The following is an 18342-nucleotide window of genomic DNA, read 5'->3' as shown; positions in this document are numbered from 1 at the left end:
CTACGCTCCGTCGGCGGGTACGCCCGGGAACACTGCAAGGTCCCGCGGCGCGCGTTCCTCGATCATGGTTTTCAGCTGGTTGGAAAGCAGCGCTGCCTGTATCTGACCAGTCTCGGAAATGACGCCGGCTTCCCGCATAATGCGAAACAGGACCTGGCGGAGCTTCAAGCGCGTCGAGGAGGTCAAGGATGCCAGATGCTCATCCCATTCAGCCTTGGCCTCCAGCAGAATGTCAAAGCTCTCGAGCGGTAGATCGTACTGGTATGACAAGTATCGCTCCCGGATCACTTCGACGGCAAACTCACGGATGAAGCGATAAGCTCGGCAGGTTGCCAGCCACAGTAGAGCTTGTCGGTCGGCGCGATCCGCCTGCTCGATCAGGAAGCCGCGCTCTGCATCTGTCAGGGTGAGAAGCCGATTGGAAATTTCCCGAAGGGTTCGACGATTTGAGGCGGCTTTCGGCAGCGAAGTCGTGCCTGCCTCGATTGCCCGACGAATGGTATCTTCCCAAGGCTCGTCAGTTTCATGAAGGCGCGCGACTTCAACGCTCTCATTCAGCAGCAGCCCACCTGTGCCAAAGGACATTTTATAGGGTTGCAGCTTTCTCACGAACGTTCCCCTCCGGAAGAGTGAGCGATTTCGCCTGCGTTCAGCAGCACGATCTGCTGGTCATGCGGCTCCCTTGCTGCAGGATCCGTATCGAGCCCCAACCGCTTCAGCGCGTAGTAGAGGAGCGCGCGTCGCACCTTGATCTTCGCCCTGCCGCCACGCATGCCGTAGTCGAGCGCGATGACCTTCGCCTGCGTCTCCGAGAGATCGGGGTGTGGTCCGACCTCCAGGGTGACTTCTGAATGCCAGTCGCGATCTTCGTCGGCCGACGTTTTGCTCTCCCGCGATCCTCGGATGCCGAGGATCCGTGAGAGCAGGAAGTCCTTGAAGCAATCGTCGGTCAGGCAGAACGCCCGCGTATGCCAGCGAAACCCGTCGAACGCGATCGCGTGAGGCGCGATCCAGCGCCAGCGCGGCTCCGGGCTGGAGAGGGATTGGTACTTCACCTCGATCGCCTCGGACCGGCGGATTGAGCCGACGACCGAGCGAAGTGTCACTGGCTCAACACCGCGAACTGGCGTCGGGGCGGATGCATAGGACGGCAGGTCAGGGATCCAGCAATCATCGCGCTCCAGCACATCGTCGGCAACGAGGCGGAGTTGCGATAGGTAGTGCGCGGCGTCTGGCGGGCGGAACTTGCAGTCGAAGTCGGGCCCGCGGACATAGGTGCGCGCGCTCTTGTCGTAGACCATGTTGTCCGGCGCCAGCGCGATGTAGCGGTTCAGGTCCGAGGAGGCCTGGTTCACGGAGACGCCGAACTGCTGCATCACATCGATGCGATTGACGTGCCCCTCCCAGAACAGGCGGAACTCGATGAACTCGAGGCGCTGCTCGACCCCCCAGCGTAGTCCGGCCTTGTCCCTGTCCACGTTGCGCTCCCGCCCGGCCCTGCGCGCACGCGAATTGTGCGCGTCCAATTTCTGGGCTTTCCCGAAAGGTAGCCGCGCGGAGCTGCGCGATCAATCGAAAAGGGACGTGGCGGGGCGCGATTATCCCAAGGATTGCCGCAGGTTCTGCGCCACCGCATCTGCTGCGGTCCTTACAGGCTCGGCCGCAAGATGGGCGTAGCGGGCCGTGGTCTGGACCTGCGTGTGGCCGAGCAGCTTGCCGATCATGGGCAGGCCCTGACCCGAGGCGACGGCGGTCGACGCGAAGGTGTGGCGCAGGTCGTGGATACGGACGTCCTTCACCCCGGCGCGGGCGCGAACGCGCTGCCAGAAGGGCTGGAGATCGCTCAGGCGCTTGCCCGGTAGCGTGCCGAAGATGACCCACGGGTTGCCTTCGATGCGCGGGGCGTCGCGGAGCAGGTCGACGGCGGGCTGTCCGAGATGGACGACCTTGGCGCCGGACTTGGAATCCGGTAGGCGCAGAACACGCTCGGCCAGATCGACGTATGCCCATTTCAACGTCATGATCTCGTTCAGCCGACAGCCAGTCAGTATGAGCAGGCGGGCGGCGAGAATGGCCGAGGGCAGTTCGATGCCCTCCGCCTCCATCTCGCGCAGCACCTCACCGATCCGGCGCAGTTCCGCAGCGCTGAGAAAGCGCTCGCGCTTCTCCTCGGGGTATTTCCGGATGTGCTTTCGAGGGTTGGTGCCGTCCGGACGCAGGCCCCACATCTCGGCGAGGCTGAACATCTTCGAGACCACTTCGAGGCAGCGGTTCGCCTGATAGGGGATGTGACGCATGTCGTGATGGAACTTCGCCACGTCCGCCCGGGTGATGCCCGTGACCGTGAGTTGCCCGAGCGCAGGGAGGATGAAACGTTCGAGGTTCCGGCGGTACTCCTTTGCCGTGCTCGCCTTCACGCGGATCGCGATGTGCTCCTTGTCGAACCGCTCGGCCAGCTCCTTCACCGTGATCGCCCTGCGCCCCGCGTCCCGCTCGGCGGCGGGGTCCGTGCCATTGCGCGCGGCGGCGACAATGGAGATGGCGCGGTTGCGGGCCTGCTCACAGGTCAGGACCGTGCTGGGCCCGAGGCTGATCCGCCGGGACCGGCGTCCGGCGCGATACTGGACCACGTAGCCCTTGCGTCCGCTTGGCAGCACGCGCAGCCCGAAGCCGGGGATCTCGCTGTCCCAAACGAAGTATTCGGCGGAGCGGGGCTCGAGGGCGTCGACAAGGCGTTTGGTGATCCTGGGCATGGCACTCTTCGGTGGTTCTCTCAAAGTTCCACAGTGCTGAAGTGCGGGCGACAGTCAACGAACACATTGAAATCGCGAAGAAAAAGGAAATGCCTCGCGTTTCCGCGCAAGGCGTTTCGGCGCACTGGCGCGGGAAATCGACGAGCCGCTCGAATCAGAACGCAGGTTCCGGTGCCCGCGGCCCGCTGATAGGCTCGGGGAAAAGAAACTGGCGATCCGATGGCTTCCAAGACCACCCTCAATGCGAAGAACCTCGAAGCGCTGGGCGCCGAGCGCCTGGCGCAGCTGCTGATCGAGGTCAGCACCGGCAACGCGGCTGCCAAGCGCAAGCTGCGGCTGGCGCTGGCGGGCGCCCAGAGCCCGAGGGAGGCCGCGCGGGAGATCACCAAGCGGCTGACAAGCATCGCCCGCGCCCGCAGCTTCATCACCTGGAAGAACCGCAAGGCGCTGGTCACGGATCTCGAAACCCAGCGGCGCGCCATCGTCGAGCAGATTGCGCCCGCCGATCCGGACGAGGCGCTGGCGCTGATGTGGCGGTTCATGGCGCTCGCCACGCCGGTGTTCGAGCGTTGCGACGACTCCAGCGGCACCGTCATCGGCATCTTCCACCAGGCCTGCGCCGATCTGGGTCAGCTCGCGGCAACGGTCCGGCCTGATCCGCAGGCACTCGCCGGCACTGTTCTCGATGCGCTGCAGGACAACGGCTATGGCCAGTATGATGGTCTGGTCGGCATCATGGCGCCAGCGCTCGGCGACGAGGGGTTGGCGGGACTGAAATCGTTGGCCGAGGACCTCGGTCGCTCGCCCGCGCCGGTGCCGCCGAAGGACCAGTGGAAGGCGGTGGGCTGGGGCCCGGGCGGCACCACCTACGAGCACGAGATGCGGGCGCGCGAGCGCGCGAGCACGGTCGCCATGGCGCTCAAGGACATCGCCGATGCGCAGGGCGACGTCGACGGCTTCATCGCCCAGTACGATCCGAACACCCGGAAGGTGCCGCAGATCGCTGCCGAGATCGCGCAGCGCCTGCTCGCGGCCGGCAGGGCGGGCGAGGCGCTGGGGTTCCTCGAGCGCGCGGAGCTCGGCGACGGCTTGCGGGTTCCGCTGGCGTGGCAGGACATTCGCCTGCAGACGCTGGAGGCGCTGGGTCGCGGCGAGGAGGCGCAGGCGTTCCGGTGGGACTGCTTCGAGCGCACGCTCTCCGACAGCTACCTGAGGGCCTATCTCAAGCGGCTTCCCGACTTCGACGACATCGAGGCCGAGGAGCGGGCAATGGCGCACGCCATGGCCTATCCGAGCCTTCTTCACGCCCTGCAGTTCTTCCTCGACTGGCCGGCGCTGGATCGCGCCGCAGACCTCCTGGTGGCCCGGCATGATGAGATCGACGGCGACCACTACGAGTATCTCGCCCCCGCGGCGGAGGCCCTGTCAGAACGTCATCCGCTGGCTGCAACGCTGGTTCTCCGCGCGATGATCGACTTCACGCTCACCAGATCCCGGGCGAAGCGGTATCGCTATGCCGCCGAGCACCTGGTCTCCTGCGCCCGGCTCGCGCGGGACATCCCGGATTTCGGCGCGTTCGAGACGCACGACGCCTACGTCGCCCGGCTGAAGGAGGAGCACGACAGGAAGTTCGGCTTCTGGTCCCTCACCGCCGACGTCTAGATGGCAAGGCATTGACCTCATAGCAGTTTGCGATATTGTCCGAGCACGGACAGGGGCGTTCGCGGATAACCGCGGGCTGAGAAGCACCCTTCGAACCTGAACCAGATCATGCTGGCGTAGGAAGTCCGCGGTGCGACGAACAGGGCCAAGTGCTTATCCGTTCCCCGTATCGCGTCTCCCTGCGTCAGGACAGGGAGAAACATGGACGCACCCGGACATCACCTTGCGTGCATGCGCGACACCGCGCCGCTCGTGCACAACATCACCAACTTCGTCGCGATGAATTTCATGGCCAACGTGCTGCTTGCCGCGGGCGCGTCCCCGGCGATGGTGCATGCGCGCGAAGAGGCCGCGGAGTTCGCAGGTCTTGCGCAGGCGCTCACGGTCAATATCGGCACAGCCGACCCCGACTGGGGCGCCGCGATGGAGGAGGCCGCCGTCGTGATGAACGGCGCCGCAAGGCCCTGGGTGTTCGATCCGGTCGGCGTGGCGGCGACACGCTTCCGGAGGGACTTGTCGCAAAGGCTCATCGACCTCGGGCCGAGCGTCATCCGCGGCAACGCCTCCGAGATCCTGACGCTGGCGGGGCTGTCAGGCGCGGCGCGCGGGGTCGATGCGGGCGACAGTGTCGAGGCGGCGATGCAGGCGGCGCGGACGCTGGCGCAAAGCACGGGTGGCGTCGTCGCCGTTTCCGGCCCGGTCGATTACGTCACCGACGGGTCGAAGGGGTATCGGGTGGCCAACGGGCATGCGCTCATGGCGCGTGTCACGGTGATGGGTTGCTCGCTCAACGGTGTGATCGCGGCCTTCTGCGTGGGTCAACCGTTGCTCGAGGCGACCGCGGCGGCGCTCGCCTTTTACGGTCTGGCCGGGGAGCATGCTGCTGGAAATGCCCAAGGCCCGGGCAGCTTTCAGCCGGCCTTCCTCGATGCGCTGGCGGCGCTGACTCCAGAGGCGCTCGACGCTGGCGCCAGGGTGAGCGCGGCATGATCGGCGCCGTTTACGTCATCACGGATCCGGGCGCCCCGCACGCGGTCGCCGACCAGGCGCGCGCGGCGGCGCGCGGCGGGGCCTGGGCCGTGCAACTGCGCGACAAGACTGCGTCGGATGCCGATCTGGTGGCGCTTGCCCGCATGCTGATGGCCGAGCTTGCTCCGCTCGGCGTCAAGCTGATCGTCAACGACCGGCTGGAGGTCGCGGTGGCCTCCGGCGCCGACGGGCTGCATATCGGCCAGGGCGATGGCGATCCGGGCGCGGTGCGCGCCCGTCTCGGCGCGGGAAAGATCCTCGGACTGTCGGTCGAGGCGGCCGAGCAATGTGCCGCGATCCCTTCCGGTGTCGACTACATCGGTGCCGGGCCGATCCGGGCCACGGCAACCAAGCCGGATCATGCCGCCCCCATAGGCTTCGATGGCCTCGCGCGTATCGCCGCCCGGTCGCGGGTTCCGGCGGTGGCGATCGGTGGCCTCGGCCTCGGCGATGCGCAACCGGTGCGGCGCGCAGAGGCGGCGGGACTCGCCGTCGTTTCGGCCGTGGTGCGCGCGCCCGACCCTGAAGTGGCGACCCGTGCCCTGTTGCAGGAATGGAGGCAGGCATGATCCCCAACGTCCTTTCCATCGCGGGCTCCGATCCTTCGGGTGGGGCCGGCATCCAGGCCGATGTCAAGGCGATCTCGGCCTGCGGCGGCTATGCAATGGCCGCGATCACTGCGCTGACGGCACAGAATACCCGCGGCGTGAGCGGAGTGCAGATGGTGGCCCCGGATTTTGTCGCCGCCCAGATCGCCGCGATCCGGGCGGATATCCGGATCGACGCGGTCAAGATCGGCATGCTTGGGGGCGCCGCGACCGTGGCGTCGGTCGTCACTGCGATGGAGGGACTTGAGGCGCCGGTGGTACTCGACCCGGTGATGGTGGCCAAGAGCGGCGACCGCCTGCTCGAAGCCGAGGCGGTGGCCGCCCTGCGCGACGCGCTGCCCCGCGCCACGGTCATCACGCCGAACCTGCCCGAGGCTGCCGATCTGCTGGGAGCCAAAGAGGCCACGACGCGGGAAGGCATGGCGGCGCAGGCGCGTGCGCTCCTCGATCTCGGCCCCGAGGCGGTGCTTCTGAAAGGCGGGCACCTCGGCGGCGAAGACTGTCCCGACCTGCTGGTCGAGGCCACGGGTCTGACCTGGCTGCCCGGCTCGCGCCACGCTACGCACAAGACGCATGGCACGGGATGCACCCTCTCGTCGTCGCTCGCGACGTTCCTCGCACATGGCCTGCCCCTGGGCCGCGCGGCAGCAGAGGCCAAGGCTTACGTCGCCGCCGCCATCGCTGAGGCTGATGCGCTGACGGTCGGACACGGGCATGGGCCGACGCACCATTTCCACATCATGAAGGAGGTCAGGCCATGAGCTTCACCGAAACCGTGCTGGAAGAAAACGCCCAGCTTTGTGCCGATATCCGCGCCATGCCGTTCAACCGCGCGCTGGCCGACGGCACGCTGCCGCAAGAGGTGTTCCGCCACTATATCATTCAGGACGCGCATTACCTCGAGGGCTTTGCGCGAGCGCTTGCCTCTGCTGCGACCAGCGCCCCAGATGCCGAGGCCGTGGCCCAACTCGCTGGCTCCGGCGCCGGAGCCATTGCAGTCGAGCGGCAGTTGCACGCGCATTACATGGGCCTGTTCGGGGTTGACCCCGCGGCCTTTGCCGCCACCCCGCCCAGCCCGGCTTGCGCGCATTATGTCAGCTTCCTTGTGGCTACGACCGCAACGCGCAGTGTGGGCGAGGCCGTGGCGGCCCTGCTTCCCTGTTTCTGGGTCTATCGCGATGTCGGCAACGACATTCATGCAAAAGCCGGCGCCGACAACCCCTATCGCGCCTGGATCGACACTTATGCAGGGGCAGACTTCGATGCTTCTGTCACCCGCATGTGCGCCTTGGTCGACCGTCTTGGTGCGGCCGCGAGCGCCACGGAATTGGCGCGCATGAAAGCGGCCTTCACGAAAAGCGCGCTTCTGGAATGGATGTTCTGGGACAGTGCCTGGCGGCTGGAAACCTGGCCCGACACAACCCCGAAAGAAGGAATAACAGCATGACCCTGCCACTGAACGAACAAACTGTACTGATTACCGGCGGGGGCCGCGGCCTCGGCGCCGCACTCGCGCGTGCCTTTGCGCGAGAGGGGGCGAAGGTCGCGATCAACTACCGAAGGAGCAAGGAGGCGGCCGACGCGCTCGCGTCCGATCTCGGCCCGCGCGTCGCAGCGTTTGTCGCCGACGTGACCGATGCGCAGGCGGTCGCCCGGATGGTCGACGAGATCGTCGAGAGGCTCGGCCCGCCCGACGTTCTGGTGCACAACGCACTCGCCGACTTCTCCTTTAACGGCGATGCGCGGGCGCATCTCGAGCGCCTGACCTGGACCGAGATCGCGCGACAGACGGAAACAGCGGTCGGGGGCGCGCTCAACTGCATTCAGCCCCTGCGCCCGCATTTCGAGACGCGAGGCTTCGGGCGTGTCGTGACCATCGGCACGAACCTTTTGCAGAACCCGGTGGTGCCCTATCACGACTATACGGCCGCCAAGGGTGCGCTCCTGGCCTTCACGCGCACCGCGGCAAAGGAGCTTGGCCCTCTCGGCGTCACGGTCAACATGGTCTCGGGCGGATTGCTGCGCACCACCGACGCCAGCGCCGCGACACCCGATGCGGTATTCGACATCGTCGCCGGGCAGACCCCACTCGGTCGCGTGACGACGCCGGAGGAGCTGGCCGATGCGGCCCTGTTCTTCGCGTCGCCATGGGCGCGGTCGGTCACCGGTCAGAACCTGATCGTGGATGGCGGGCTGGTTTTCGATTGATACCGCACTGGAGCAGCAAGCGTGATGGTCGTGCTACCGGAAAATCAGGTCTCGGCCCCTTGGAAGCATTGTGGAAGCACGAGGCCGAAAAACGCTGCGCAATCCCGACAGATCGTGCGCAGCGGAACCGCGCCTCCGGGATCGGCAAGTGTCGGAAACTGCGCAAGAACTCGCGGTTCCGCGTGATTGTTCATGGTTCGTTCGCCACGACTCATAACCTGAAGGTCGTAGGTTCAAATCCTGCTCCCGCAACCAACAGATCAGGCCGCATCGGTTGATGCGGCCTTTTTCGTGTGTTGGATCGGATCGGCGTGAAAAATTTGAACCGATTACGGTGGCGCGCGCGGTGTTCGCGGCGGTTTGGTAATGCGCTGAGCCTGCAATCAACATCTTGAGAAGTTTGGGCCTCCACAATAGCATTAACACCCGGACGGTGGCAGCGCGCGCTGCCGGCCCGGGAATTTGGATAGCTAAAGCAGCGCCCGAACGGATGTCGGCGGCTGGAATTTGTGCCGGGGAGAGGATTTCGTGCCGAAAACGTCGTGTTTCAAACCAGTCCTGATCGCAGCCATCGCAAGCTTGGTCTCGCTTGGCAGTCCGCGAGAGGGGCATGCCACTGACCTCGTGCGCGCCGACGGCGAACTGCTTGCGCGACAGTGGGCCGAATACGAGGCCGACAGGCCCAAATCCATTCTCGAGATCCAACCGTTTCGCCGCGCCGCGGCGGTCACCGCCGCCGACGGTACGGAGATAAAGCTGACCTCTCTGAATCCGGGGTTCAATACATGGTTCCTGCTCGATATCGCGACGGGCACCGGGTATGGGCAAAGCCGCACCTATCATCTGGAACTCACGGACCCGGCCGAAACCACCCTTTCGCTGCGGGCCGGGGACGTGCCGGCGCTGATTTTCGAGCGTGACGGCGTCACCGAGCGTTGCACGCCTTGGGCGGGGCGAACATCCGAACTGGCGCAGGCGCGGGAGTCGCGTTTACCTTTCGCCCCGGTGTGCAACAAGCAAGCATTCGTGCGTAACGAGGTCCGCGGGTCGCGCACGAGCCGCGAGGCGGTGGCCGAGTTCCTGCGTGACAACGTGGTCTTTGGCGAAAGCATTGTCGGGCTGATCAAGGGGTCTTTCTACGAGGATGCCTACATGAGTTCCGGGGAGGTGATAGCCGGTGGCAATGCTGGTGACGTGGCCGACGCGCTTGGCAAGGCGAAACTATCGCAACATCCCGTGTTCCGGGCCTATTTCGGCTTCGATCTGGAGGGGGCCGAGGGCGGCACGCAAGCCGGAAGCTGGTACGCGGTCAAGGATGCCCCCGGCATTTACGCCAGCGCCATGCAGCCGGGGATGATTCACCCCGACGTTCTTGACGGTCCCGGGCGGACGCACCGGCTGGACACGGTCGAGCGTCGCGCCGACGTGTACCTCGTCGCGTTCGACCTGTCGCGGTTCGAGCTTGGATACGTACCCGGCACGGACCATCCACGGCTCAACTGGTCATCGCGCCCCAGCGGCGCGGGCAGGAACCCGCGGTTGCCCGGACCGGACGGGTTCAACACGTCCGACCCGGTTGTGCGGACCGGGATGTTGAGCCCGGCGCTGACCGATCAGGTGGCCGCCACATTCGCCGGCGGCTTCAAGCGCGATCACGGGGCGTGGCGCGCGGGCGAAAAGGCGTTCACGAATTACGGGCATCACTATGGCTTCCTCGCCAACGGCGTTCTTTTCAGCAAGCTCCATCCGGGCCTCTCGACCATCTTCGTGCTGGATGACGGCAGCATACACATGCGGAAATGGCAGAAGGAGGATCAGGAACTCTTGCCGCGGGTGAAATTCGCCCGGCAGAACGGCGTGCCGCTGATCGAGAACGGCGTTCCCGGCGCGCAGGTCACCAGCTGGCTGGGCGGGAACTGGTCGGGATCGGCCAAGGCGGAATTGCGCACCCTGAGGGCCGGCGCGTGCATGAAAACCGTCAACGGGCGCAAATTCCTGATTTATGCCTATTTTTCAACCGTTACGCCCTCGGGCATGGCGCGCACGTTCCAGGCGTATGGCTGCGAACATGCCATGCTGCTGGATATGAACTCCCAAGAGCACACCTACATGGCGCTCTACCAGAAACAGGATGGACGGCTGGCGCCCCAGCATCTCGTGCGGGGCATGTCGGCGATCGATTCACGGGCGCGGGACGGGTCGCCGATCCCCCGCTTCGTCGGATTCGCGGATAACAGGGACTTCATCTATTTGCTGAGGAAATAGAAACGGGAAACACGATGGCCAAGATCAGAATAGCCGCTTTGGCGGCCGGCTTAGCGGTCTTGAGCGTTGCAGTGCCGGCCGTGGCTCAGACGCTCCAGGAAAACAACGAGAAAATGTTCCGCGAAATGCAGCAGGCGCGTGGGCTGAGCAATGCCGAGATGAAGCGGATACGCGCCATATTCGCCGAATCCCAGTTCATCGGCCAGGGAAACCCGGCTGTCACCCGGCACCCGATGACGCCTCAGCAGCTGACGGCAAAGCTCGGCTCGGACCCGCGCAGCTATTACCGGAATGCCCGGTTCGAGCGCATCTGTGGCGAACCCTTCATGGCGCCGCTTTACGATCCGGCCACCCAGACACCGCAGGACGCGACAGTATGCGCAGACATGTTCGAGTATCCGAACGTGCCGGGGATGTATCCGGTGACATGGGTGCGCGCCAAGGAAGCCGCGGAATTATGCTGGGCCGAGGGCAAACGGATGGGTGACGCGCATGAATGGGAAGGCGCGTCGCACGGGGCGCTCACCCCGCCGGATTATTTCTTTGGACGGAGCGTCCAGGCCGCCCGCCGGGCCCACAACGCCAAGTACCAGTCGAGCGCGCGTTACAGCATCGGCAAGAACTGGCGTGCAGGTGTCTGTGCGACGGGTAGCCACAAGAGCCCCGGCTGCAATGGCGGGAGCTTCCGCGGCTGCGGGTCGAACACCTACCCGGCCGGCAGCTTTCCCCAATGCCGCAGCCCGCTCGGCGTGTACGACCTCGACGGCAACGCGGCCGAGCATATGAACCTCCCCCTGTCGCCGGACCAAATGGCGAGCCGGGGGAGCCGGACGCTCGGCGTGACCGAGATGAAGGGCAGTTGGTTTATCTGGGACACGGTGCGTGCGCACACGCACTGGAGCCGGTGGCGCGCGCCGTACTGGCACGGAAGCCGCGTGATGTCACCGAGCAGCCATCGCAATTATCACCTCGGGTTCCGCTGCTTCAAGGACATCAAGTAGACAGGGCTGGCCAAGGCGCCGGATGAAAGGGCGCCCGGCGGGCGCCCTTCATGCATCAGGCGTCGTCAGTTGGCGGCCAGCGCCGCCATCCGAAGCCGGGGCCCACCGACCGGGCCCTCGTTACTCAGTAGCCCGGCATACTGCGGATCGGCGATCAGGCCGCGCAGGTCCACCGGTTTGCCGTTGAGAAAGGCCGTCCGGCTTACAAGGCGCACGCCGTGGCTGTAATCGGCATATGCCGCCCCGTGAACCGTGCTGAGCGGCTGGATCGGCCGGCCGTTGCGGCGGTGCCAGCCATAAATCGCGACCCGACCGCGTTTCGACGCAAGCCGATTGGTCAGCACCAAGTCCTTCTTGTGGCCGGAGATCAGCGTGCCCGGTGCGGCGCCGGCGCGCTTGCGCTGTGCCTCGACGGTGGCGTTGTGGCGCAACAGGTATTCGGTCGACGTCATCTGCGGGCCGGGGGACATCGGGCTCGGCGCAAGCTGCAAATCGGCCGCGCGATAGATCATGTCAACCATGCGCGGTGTCGGCAGCAGCATGTTGAATTCCCCCCCGATACGCGTGGCTGCACGCAGGCCGAGCGGGACCCGCACGAAGTTCCGGTCGCTCCCGAGGGCGAGGTAGTCCGGCGTCACGCAGATCGTGATCTCGGCGGGGGTGCCATCCGCCGCCGTGCCCTTGATGTTGACGGGCCGGAGGCTGCGGAGAAAGCCGGGCATGTTGCCGGCAAGGATTTCGCGCAGGACATGGCGGTCCCGCTTGCTGCCGTCCATTCCCCGCACGCTGGTCATGACGGTTCCGGCGTCCTGCGCGTTGCCGGGGCGGCGGGGCATGTCGCGGGCCAGCCGGCTGGGGCAGCGCCCCGAGGTCTTGGCGATGCGCGGCGCCGCGGGCAGGGCCGTCGGCTGTGCCCGTTCCGCCGCTTCGGTTTCATCCGTCCGCGCCGTGCTGGCGAGCCGCGCCACAACGGGGCCGGGAGCGGCGGGCCGCAGGCCGTCGGGGCGCGTTCTGGGCCGCAAAGACGCCTGCAACGGCGCGGTGTCACGGGGCTGAACGCCCGCCTGCGGAGACATTTGCAATGGACGCGCGGGCGGCACCACCGGGGGCGCGCCATGGTAGATTCGCGACAGCGGCGAGGCGAGATCGTCGTCGATCCGCGTGTTTCCGGGATATAGCGCGGCCAGCCGGGGGAGTTCCGGCATGACGGTATTGGAGCGGGCGCGCAGCTCCGGTTTCCGGGGCGGTGAAACGCCCGGGTCCATAACGGAGGGCAGCATGGTGACGTCGACATGGTCGACCGGGACCGGTTTTGCAGCCTCTTGCGCCGCAACCCGGTCGGCCCGGCCATGATCGCGCAGCCCGTAGGCGCCCGCCGCGATGGCCGTCATTCCAACGAGATATATCCCCATGATGATGGCCCCCTTGGAGGCTGACATGGAGGATACGGCGCGGCCAGGGCGCGTTCTTGTTTCGAGCGAGGATTCGGATGTCATGCTCTGTCCCTTATGGAGGAACATTTAACGCCGCAATAAGCCGGTCAACTTGCACGGGGCAAAGCGCCGGGGACCGGCAGGAAACCGCCTGCCAAGGCTTGCACGCGCGGGAGTTTGCCGCATGTCGTTGAGACAAGAGCAAATTGGGAATGCGTATTGTGCATGTTTGCGTGCGCCCGGGCCGTGCGCTTTAACAATAAGTGGAAATCTGCCCGCGCGGCTGGCAACCTGGGGGCAGGCGCGTGTCGGGTGCGATTGACAAGAGGGTTTTGCAATGACGAATTACAGGATGCTTCCAGCGGTTATGGGGCTGGCCCTTGCCGGGATCGCCGGGTTCTGGGCCGGCGGGGCGCGGTCGGCCGGCGATGCCGCGGCTGAATGCCGGGCGATCGCGGGTGAGCCCGATGCCGGCGCACCCGTCAGCCGCGAGGCGTTGACGACGCATTTCCGGACGCTCGGCAAGGCCCGCGCGCATTGCGAGGTCGCCGTGATCGGCGCGCAGCCCGATCCGGCGGCCCTGTTCCACCTGGCGGTGATCATGCAACGCGAAGGCGCGCATGAACACGCGCTGGAGGTCTTTTCCATGGCAGCGGGGGCAGGAATTGCCGCCGCGCACACCAAGCTGGGCGATTACTACAATTTCGGAATCGGGCCCGTCCGCGAGGATCATGAGCGCGCTGTCTCGGAATACCGCAAGGCCGCGGATGGCGGTGATGCACCCGCGAAATCGACGCTCGCGATCATGCACCAGATCGGCCGCGGGGTTCCGCAGGATTTCGACAGGATGATCGAGCTGTTGCAGGAGAGCGCCGAGGCGGGGTACCACTTCGCGCAATTCCGTCTTGCGGAGATTTACATGAACCCGCGGTCCGTTCCGGGTGGGCTGGCACGTCGGCTGGACTTGCCGGATCCCGTTGGGGCGGCGGAACTCTACAAGAAGGCGGCGGACCAAGGCAGCGCGGACGCCAGCGCGGCACTCGCGCGGTTCTACGAGGACGGCGCCGAGTTCGAGGATCCCGAAACCAAGCTGAAATGGATCCGGCACGCCGCCGAGGAGGGGGACGCGCGGGCCATCAACGCCCTGGGTTTCATGTACGAGCGCGGCGACGGTGTCGAATACGACCCGATGCGCGCTGCCGAACTCTACATCGAGGCTCTGGAAACCGGGGAGTTGCCGGTGGCGGAGTTGCGGGGCGGAAGCGATGGCAACCGGGTTCCCTGGGACGTTCAGACGGCTCTGGAATTCCAGACCATCCTGCAGGCGCGCGGTTTTTACAACGGTGCGCTCGATGCGCAGGTGGGGCCGGGCACGCTGTCGGCGGCGCGGCGGCTGGCCGGCGGCTGAGCGCACCGTTCACAGGCGCAGCTTCTTGAAAACCGGTTCGGGGATGTTGCGTATGATCAGCATCACCAGCCACCATACCCGTTTGACGTAGATTACGTTGCGCCGTCTGCCGGCGGCGTGCTGCACGCGCCGCGCCAGGGCGGCAGGGTCGGCGGTGAGTTTGTCGGGCAGGTCCATGCCCTCTGTCATGCGCGTGGCCACGAAGCCGGGAAGGACGGTCATCACGTGCACGCCGCTGCCGGTGAGTCGGTTGCGCAGGCCCGACAGGAATGCCGTGAATCCCGCCTTGGCCGAGCCATAGACATAGTTCGTGGCCCTGCCCCGTTCGCCCGCAACCGAGCTGATGCCGATGAGTGTGCCGCTTCCGCGCTCTTCGAAGCGATTGGCGAGGATGGCAAGAATGTTGGCAGGGCCTTCGAAGTTGGAGCGCATGACGAGACGCGCGGCGGCCATGTCGCGCTCGTTCTCGTCCTGCTCGCCCATGTATCCCACGACGGAAATGGCGTTTCCGGGCAAGACCGGCAAGCCATCGACGAAGGATTCGTGGCTGTCGTAGTCGAGCACGTCGAAATCGTGCAGGGTGACATCGACACCGTGGCGCAGCGCAATGTCGTTTTTCTCGGTCTCCAGCGTCGCGGCGTCGCGCGCGGCGAGTTGTATCGCGTGCCCCTTGGCGGCATAGGCACGGGCGAGGGCGAGGCCGATGTCCGACCGGCCGCCGAGGATCAGAACCGGCTCGGTGCTCATAGCTTCAGCCTTTCTGACTGGAGCGAGGCGAAGGCCCCTGCCGCCCGGCTGTCTTTTCGGGCCTGCGCGAACGCCGCCGCCCTTGGGTCTGCCGCGTGCAGCGTATCTGCCGAAAGCCGCGCATCCTTGGCAAGATAAAAGCGCCCGCCGTGATCGAGCGTTATGCGGTCGAGTTTTTGCATCAGGTCAAGAACCTTGTCCGAAACGGGGAAATCGAGGGCGAGCGTATAGCCGGGCATGGGAAAGGAAAAGCGCCCGCAGGACGCCCCGAGCTTTTTGAGCACGGACAGGAAACAGCCCTGCCCGGCGCCGGAAATGGCGTTCAGCAGCGCCGCCAGGCCATCGCGCGCCTCGGGCTCCGGCAGGACGCACTGGAACTGGACGAAGCCCCGCCGCCCGTAGACCCGGTTCCAGCCCAGAATGCTGTCGAGCGGGTAGAAGTAGCTGTCCCAAGGCACGTAGGACGCCCCCGCGCGGCGCGCGTTGGCATGATAGTACGCCGCGTTGAACGCGCGCACGGTCCAGCGGTTCAGGGTAAAGCCCGGGGCGTTCACCGGCAGCGTGAACTTCCGCTTCGGGGGCGGACCGAAGGGCATCTGCCTGTAGCGCGTTGGCAGACCCTCCAGCGTGGCGTGCTCCCCCAGCATCACGATCGACCGGCCGAGTGACGCGCCCCTGCTCAGGCAGTCGATCCAGGCGACGGAATAGGGCGCATCGGCCGCGGCCTCGAAGGCGGCCATGGCGCCGTCGAGATCCGGCACCGCCTGCGCTGTCTGGCGGATCCACCCCGTTTCGACGCCGCGGAGGCGGACAGCGGCACGCAGGATCACCCCGGTCAGCCCCATGCCGCCGACGGTTGATCGGAACAGATCGGCGTTCTCTTCCGGCGTGGCGCGGATCACCGAGCCGTCCTGCACCATCAGTTCGATCCACTCCACGAAATTGCCGAAGCCACCATCGAGGTGATGGTTCTTGCCGTGCACGTCCGCCGCGATGGCGCCGCCCAGGGTGACAAACTTGGTGCCGGGGGTGACGGGCGGGAACCAGCCGCGCGGCAGGAAGGCGTCGATGATGTCGCCCACCAGCACTCCCGCTTCGGCCGTGAGAAGCCCGGTGGCGGCGTCAAAGGCGATCATCCTGTCGAACTTGTGCATGGCGATCGTGTTCGTCCGGTTCATCGCGCTGTCGCCGTAGGCGCGCCCGTTGCCACGCGCGATCAGCGGGCCATTTTCCTGCGCCCTGCGCAGGCCGGCCTCGTCCCGAGGTGCGGTTACCGCACAGTCGGCAACAGGGTATCGTCCCCAACCCGAAAGCCTCATTCCGCCGCCCGCGCCGAACCGGCGCCAGAGAAGACGAAGCGCTTGTCGAGGTGATACTTGGTCACGTAACCGACGGTCAGCCCCAGGACCGCGCCCACCTCGCGCATGGCGTCCGTGCGCCAGATCAGCCAGAAAAGCGTTTCGCTGCCCCAGAAGATCGCGGTCGTGACCAGCCCCATCGCCGTGTAAAGCGCGAATTTGCGACCATGTGATGCCAGCCCGTTATCCAGGTCAAAGAAGATCCAGCGCTTGTCGAGCAGGTACTTCACGACCAACCCCGTCAGCGTGCCGGCGGCGATGGCCGCGGCAAGGCCGAAACCGGGGCTGGGCCAGGACATCGCCAGCACGAGCCTCTGCGTGGCGAGGTTCACCACGACGGCGGCGACCGCAAAAAGCGTGTATCGCGCTATCAGCGCGCCGCGGCTCATATCAATGCCGCCCCGGCGACAAAGCACGCCATGAACAGGATGCACACGATGCTTGTCCGGTCGCGCATTGCAAAGACGATCGGATCGTCATCCATCTGTCCCCGGCTGGTGATCAGGGCGATACGGGTAATCCAGTACAGGACCACGAGGCATATTCCCCAAAGCAGCCATGGCGTGGTGTAGAGCTCCTGCACTGCCGGCGAGTTGAGATAGAGCGCAAGCACCATAACCGACACATAGCCCGAGGCCGTGCTCATCTGCGCGACGAGCGGCAGGTCGTCCACGTGATAGCCGCGCCGCCGTGCGGCGGGCATGCCACGCCGGACCAGGTCCACCAGTTCGGCCTGCCGCTTGATGGCCGCCAGCGCCACGAAAAAGAATATCGAGAATGCCAGCAGCCAAACGGACGGCGCGAGCCCTGTTGCCAGCCCGCCTGCAATGATCCGCATGGTATAGAGGCCCGCCAGCGTGCATATGTCCGCCACGGCGATCTGCTTGAGAAAGAAGGAATAGAGCGTGGTCAGGACGAAGTAGGCACCGATGACGGCCAGAAGCGGCATGCCGCCCACCGCGGCAAGCGCGAGCCCCGCGAGCAGCAGCAATGGCACCATGAGCGTGCCATGCGCGATCGGCACGCGCCCCGATGCCAGCGGGCGCTGCGACTTGCGCGGGTGGGTGCGGTCCGCCCGCAGGTCCATGAGGTCGTTCAGGACGTACCCGCTGGAGCTGACAAGGCTGAAGGCCGCGAATGCAAGCACCGCCTTGAGCAGCACCACCGGGTCGGTGGCATGAGCCGCGATGACCGGGACGAACACGAGAATGTTCTTGAGCCATTGATGCGGACGCAACGCCGCCACATAGGCCGGCACGACGCCGGAATCGAGGTTCTCGGTTTCCTTTCCCACCTCGGCGAGACGACGGCGCAGAACCGCGGGCGCGTCCATCGTGACCGCGTGCCGCGCCCCTTGCCAAACCGGAATGTCCGCGGCGCTGTCGCCGATATAGGCATACCCTGTGCCACCGAAGCGTTCGCGTATCATCTCGGCCTTGGTGTGTCCTTTGAGGTTCACCTCTCCGTTGGAGCCGTGCACCTCGTCGAACAGGTCGAGATGCGCCGCGATCCGGTCCGCGATGCTCTGGTCCGATGCGGTCACGAGCACCGCCCGCCCCCCGGATGCACGCCAGTCGCGGATATAGTCGAGGACGATTTCGTTGTACGGCAGATGTTCGACCTCGAGGCTGGCGACATCCGCGAGGCTGCGTTTCAATGCCGCCCGTCCGCGTGCCAGCCCGCGCAGCGCCGCCGGTATTGCCTGCCAGTTCTCGGACAGGCCGGCCCAGAAGCTTTCGAAAAGCATGTCGGAGCGGATCAGCGTTCCGTCGAGGTCCACCACCAGCAGGGGGATGCCGTCACGCCTGTCCTTGGCCGTCATTGCGATGCCATGCCCGTTATCCAGTTCAGAAGCCGGAGCTTAGCACGC

General features: G+C 65.9%; 17 protein-coding genes and 1 riboswitch. Of the genes, 9 read left to right on the top strand and 8 right to left on the bottom strand.

The window, feature by feature from the left end:
- The 3 genes from ACH13J_RS07295 to ACH13J_RS07285 all read right to left on the bottom strand — a co-directional run bounded on the left by ACH13J_RS07295 (position 1) and on the right by ACH13J_RS07285 (position 2753).
- Positions 1-609: a DUF1819 family protein gene (locus ACH13J_RS07295; protein WP_397542663.1), complete on the bottom strand. Its 609-nt coding sequence runs from the start codon at positions 607-609 to the stop codon at positions 1-3.
- A complete protein-coding gene (locus ACH13J_RS07290; RefSeq protein WP_397542662.1) occupies positions 606-1478 on the bottom strand; it encodes a WYL domain-containing protein in 873 nt (290 codons plus the stop codon). The genes ACH13J_RS07295 and ACH13J_RS07290 overlap by 4 nt, the downstream gene beginning before the upstream one ends.
- 120 nt (positions 1479-1598) lie before the next feature.
- Positions 1599-2753, bottom strand: coding sequence for a tyrosine-type recombinase/integrase (locus ACH13J_RS07285; protein WP_397542661.1), 1155 nt, complete (start codon positions 2751-2753; stop codon positions 1599-1601).
- 219 nt (positions 2754-2972) lie between these two features.
- Here ACH13J_RS07285 and ACH13J_RS07280 point away from each other — a divergent pair, with 219 nt between their 5' ends.
- The 8 genes from ACH13J_RS07280 (at position 2973) to ACH13J_RS07245 (ending at position 11526) form a co-directional block, all read left to right on the top strand.
- On the top strand, positions 2973-4415 hold the full coding sequence (locus ACH13J_RS07280) for a DUF6880 family protein (RefSeq protein WP_397542660.1): 1443 nt from the start codon (positions 2973-2975) through the stop codon (positions 4413-4415).
- Between the two features lie 41 nt (positions 4416-4456).
- Positions 4457-4555: riboswitch (TPP riboswitch) on the top strand.
- 61 nt (positions 4556-4616) lie between these two features.
- Positions 4617-5405, top strand: coding sequence for a hydroxyethylthiazole kinase (gene thiM, locus ACH13J_RS07275; protein WP_397542659.1), 789 nt, complete (start codon positions 4617-4619; stop codon positions 5403-5405).
- On the top strand, positions 5402-6013 hold the full coding sequence (gene thiE / locus ACH13J_RS07270) for a thiamine phosphate synthase (protein WP_397542658.1): 612 nt from the start codon (positions 5402-5404) through the stop codon (positions 6011-6013). Before thiM ends, thiE begins: the two co-directional genes overlap by 4 nt.
- Positions 6010-6813 carry a bifunctional hydroxymethylpyrimidine kinase/phosphomethylpyrimidine kinase gene (gene thiD, locus ACH13J_RS07265; RefSeq protein ID WP_397542657.1) on the top strand — a complete coding sequence of 268 codons (804 nt, stop codon included), beginning with the start codon at positions 6010-6012 and terminating at the stop codon, positions 6811-6813. Before thiE ends, thiD begins: the two co-directional genes overlap by 4 nt.
- Positions 6810-7499 carry a thiaminase II gene (gene tenA / locus ACH13J_RS07260; protein WP_397542656.1) on the top strand — a complete coding sequence of 230 codons (690 nt, stop codon included), beginning with the start codon at positions 6810-6812 and terminating at the stop codon, positions 7497-7499. The genes thiD and tenA overlap by 4 nt, the downstream gene beginning before the upstream one ends.
- The gene (locus ACH13J_RS07255; protein WP_397542655.1) at positions 7496-8260 is read left to right on the top strand and encodes a 3-oxoacyl-ACP reductase; all 765 of its coding nucleotides are present in this window, start codon (positions 7496-7498) and stop codon (positions 8258-8260) included. Before tenA ends, ACH13J_RS07255 begins: the two co-directional genes overlap by 4 nt.
- 528 nt (positions 8261-8788) lie before the next feature.
- The gene (locus ACH13J_RS07250) at positions 8789-10525 is read left to right on the top strand and encodes a hypothetical protein (protein WP_397542654.1); all 1737 of its coding nucleotides are present in this window, start codon (positions 8789-8791) and stop codon (positions 10523-10525) included.
- A 14-nt stretch (positions 10526-10539) separates the two neighbouring features.
- Entirely contained in the window at positions 10540-11526 is a 987-nt protein-coding gene (locus ACH13J_RS07245) for an SUMF1/EgtB/PvdO family nonheme iron enzyme (protein WP_397542653.1), read from the top strand.
- A 65-nt stretch (positions 11527-11591) separates the two neighbouring features.
- Here ACH13J_RS07245 and ACH13J_RS07240 read toward each other — a convergent pair whose 3' ends face one another.
- Complete coding sequence (locus tag ACH13J_RS07240; protein WP_397542652.1) at positions 11592-13022, bottom strand: hypothetical protein; 1431 nt, start codon at positions 13020-13022, stop codon at positions 11592-11594.
- 274 nt (positions 13023-13296) lie between these two features.
- Here ACH13J_RS07240 and ACH13J_RS07235 point away from each other — a divergent pair, with 274 nt between their 5' ends.
- On the top strand, positions 13297-14367 hold the full coding sequence (locus ACH13J_RS07235) for a tetratricopeptide repeat protein (protein WP_397542651.1): 1071 nt from the start codon (positions 13297-13299) through the stop codon (positions 14365-14367).
- 9 nt (positions 14368-14376) lie between these two features.
- Here the strand turns inward: ACH13J_RS07235 and ACH13J_RS07230 are convergent, their stop codons facing one another.
- Genes ACH13J_RS07230 through ACH13J_RS07215 form a run of 4 tightly spaced genes read right to left on the bottom strand, consistent with a single transcriptional unit; the run spans position 14377 to position 18294 of the window.
- Positions 14377-15114 carry an SDR family oxidoreductase gene (locus tag ACH13J_RS07230; RefSeq protein ID WP_397542650.1) on the bottom strand — a complete coding sequence of 246 codons (738 nt, stop codon included), beginning with the start codon at positions 15112-15114 and terminating at the stop codon, positions 14377-14379.
- Positions 15111-16433: an FAD-binding protein gene (locus tag ACH13J_RS07225; RefSeq protein ID WP_397542649.1), complete on the bottom strand. Its 1323-nt coding sequence runs from the start codon at positions 16431-16433 to the stop codon at positions 15111-15113. The genes ACH13J_RS07230 and ACH13J_RS07225 overlap by 4 nt, the downstream gene beginning before the upstream one ends.
- Positions 16430-16861 (bottom strand): GtrA family protein, encoded by a 432-nt coding sequence (locus ACH13J_RS07220; RefSeq protein WP_397542648.1) that lies wholly within the window; start codon positions 16859-16861, stop codon positions 16430-16432. The genes ACH13J_RS07225 and ACH13J_RS07220 overlap by 4 nt, the downstream gene beginning before the upstream one ends.
- The gene (locus ACH13J_RS07215; protein WP_397542647.1) at positions 16858-18294 is read right to left on the bottom strand and encodes a UbiA family prenyltransferase; all 1437 of its coding nucleotides are present in this window, start codon (positions 18292-18294) and stop codon (positions 16858-16860) included. Before ACH13J_RS07215 ends, ACH13J_RS07220 begins: the two co-directional genes overlap by 4 nt.
- Between the last annotated feature and the right edge of the window lie 48 nt (positions 18295-18342).

The sequence above is a fragment of the Roseovarius salis genome (assembly GCF_044472985.1).
In the GTDB taxonomy this organism is placed as follows: domain Bacteria; phylum Pseudomonadota; class Alphaproteobacteria; order Rhodobacterales; family Rhodobacteraceae; genus Roseovarius; species Roseovarius salis.
Note: the sequence above shows the minus strand (reverse complement) of the source record. Positions and strands in the feature narration are given on the sequence as shown.

Coding starts and splice junctions, on each gene's coding strand:
- thiD (WP_397542657.1), top strand. CDS start 6,010: ATGATCCCCAACGTCCTTTCCATCGCGGGCTCCGATCCTTCGGGTGGG.
- ACH13J_RS07255 (WP_397542655.1), top strand. CDS start 7,496: ATGACCCTGCCACTGAACGAACAAACTGTACTGATTACCGGCGGGGGC.
- thiM (WP_397542659.1), top strand. CDS start 4,617: ATGGACGCACCCGGACATCACCTTGCGTGCATGCGCGACACCGCGCCG.
- ACH13J_RS07235 (WP_397542651.1), top strand. CDS start 13,297: ATGACGAATTACAGGATGCTTCCAGCGGTTATGGGGCTGGCCCTTGCC.
- ACH13J_RS07220 (WP_397542648.1), bottom strand. CDS start 16,861: ATGAGCCGCGGCGCGCTGATAGCGCGATACACGCTTTTTGCGGTCGCC.
- ACH13J_RS07285 (WP_397542661.1), bottom strand. CDS start 2,753: ATGCCCAGGATCACCAAACGCCTTGTCGACGCCCTCGAGCCCCGCTCC.
- thiE (WP_397542658.1), top strand. CDS start 5,402: ATGATCGGCGCCGTTTACGTCATCACGGATCCGGGCGCCCCGCACGCG.
- ACH13J_RS07245 (WP_397542653.1), top strand. CDS start 10,540: ATGGCCAAGATCAGAATAGCCGCTTTGGCGGCCGGCTTAGCGGTCTTG.
- ACH13J_RS07230 (WP_397542650.1), bottom strand. CDS start 15,114: ATGAGCACCGAGCCGGTTCTGATCCTCGGCGGCCGGTCGGACATCGGC.
- tenA (WP_397542656.1), top strand. CDS start 6,810: ATGAGCTTCACCGAAACCGTGCTGGAAGAAAACGCCCAGCTTTGTGCC.
- ACH13J_RS07280 (WP_397542660.1), top strand. CDS start 2,973: ATGGCTTCCAAGACCACCCTCAATGCGAAGAACCTCGAAGCGCTGGGC.
- ACH13J_RS07240 (WP_397542652.1), bottom strand. CDS start 13,022: ATGACATCCGAATCCTCGCTCGAAACAAGAACGCGCCCTGGCCGCGCC.
- ACH13J_RS07215 (WP_397542647.1), bottom strand. CDS start 18,294: ATGACGGCCAAGGACAGGCGTGACGGCATCCCCCTGCTGGTGGTGGAC.
- ACH13J_RS07225 (WP_397542649.1), bottom strand. CDS start 16,433: ATGAGGCTTTCGGGTTGGGGACGATACCCTGTTGCCGACTGTGCGGTA.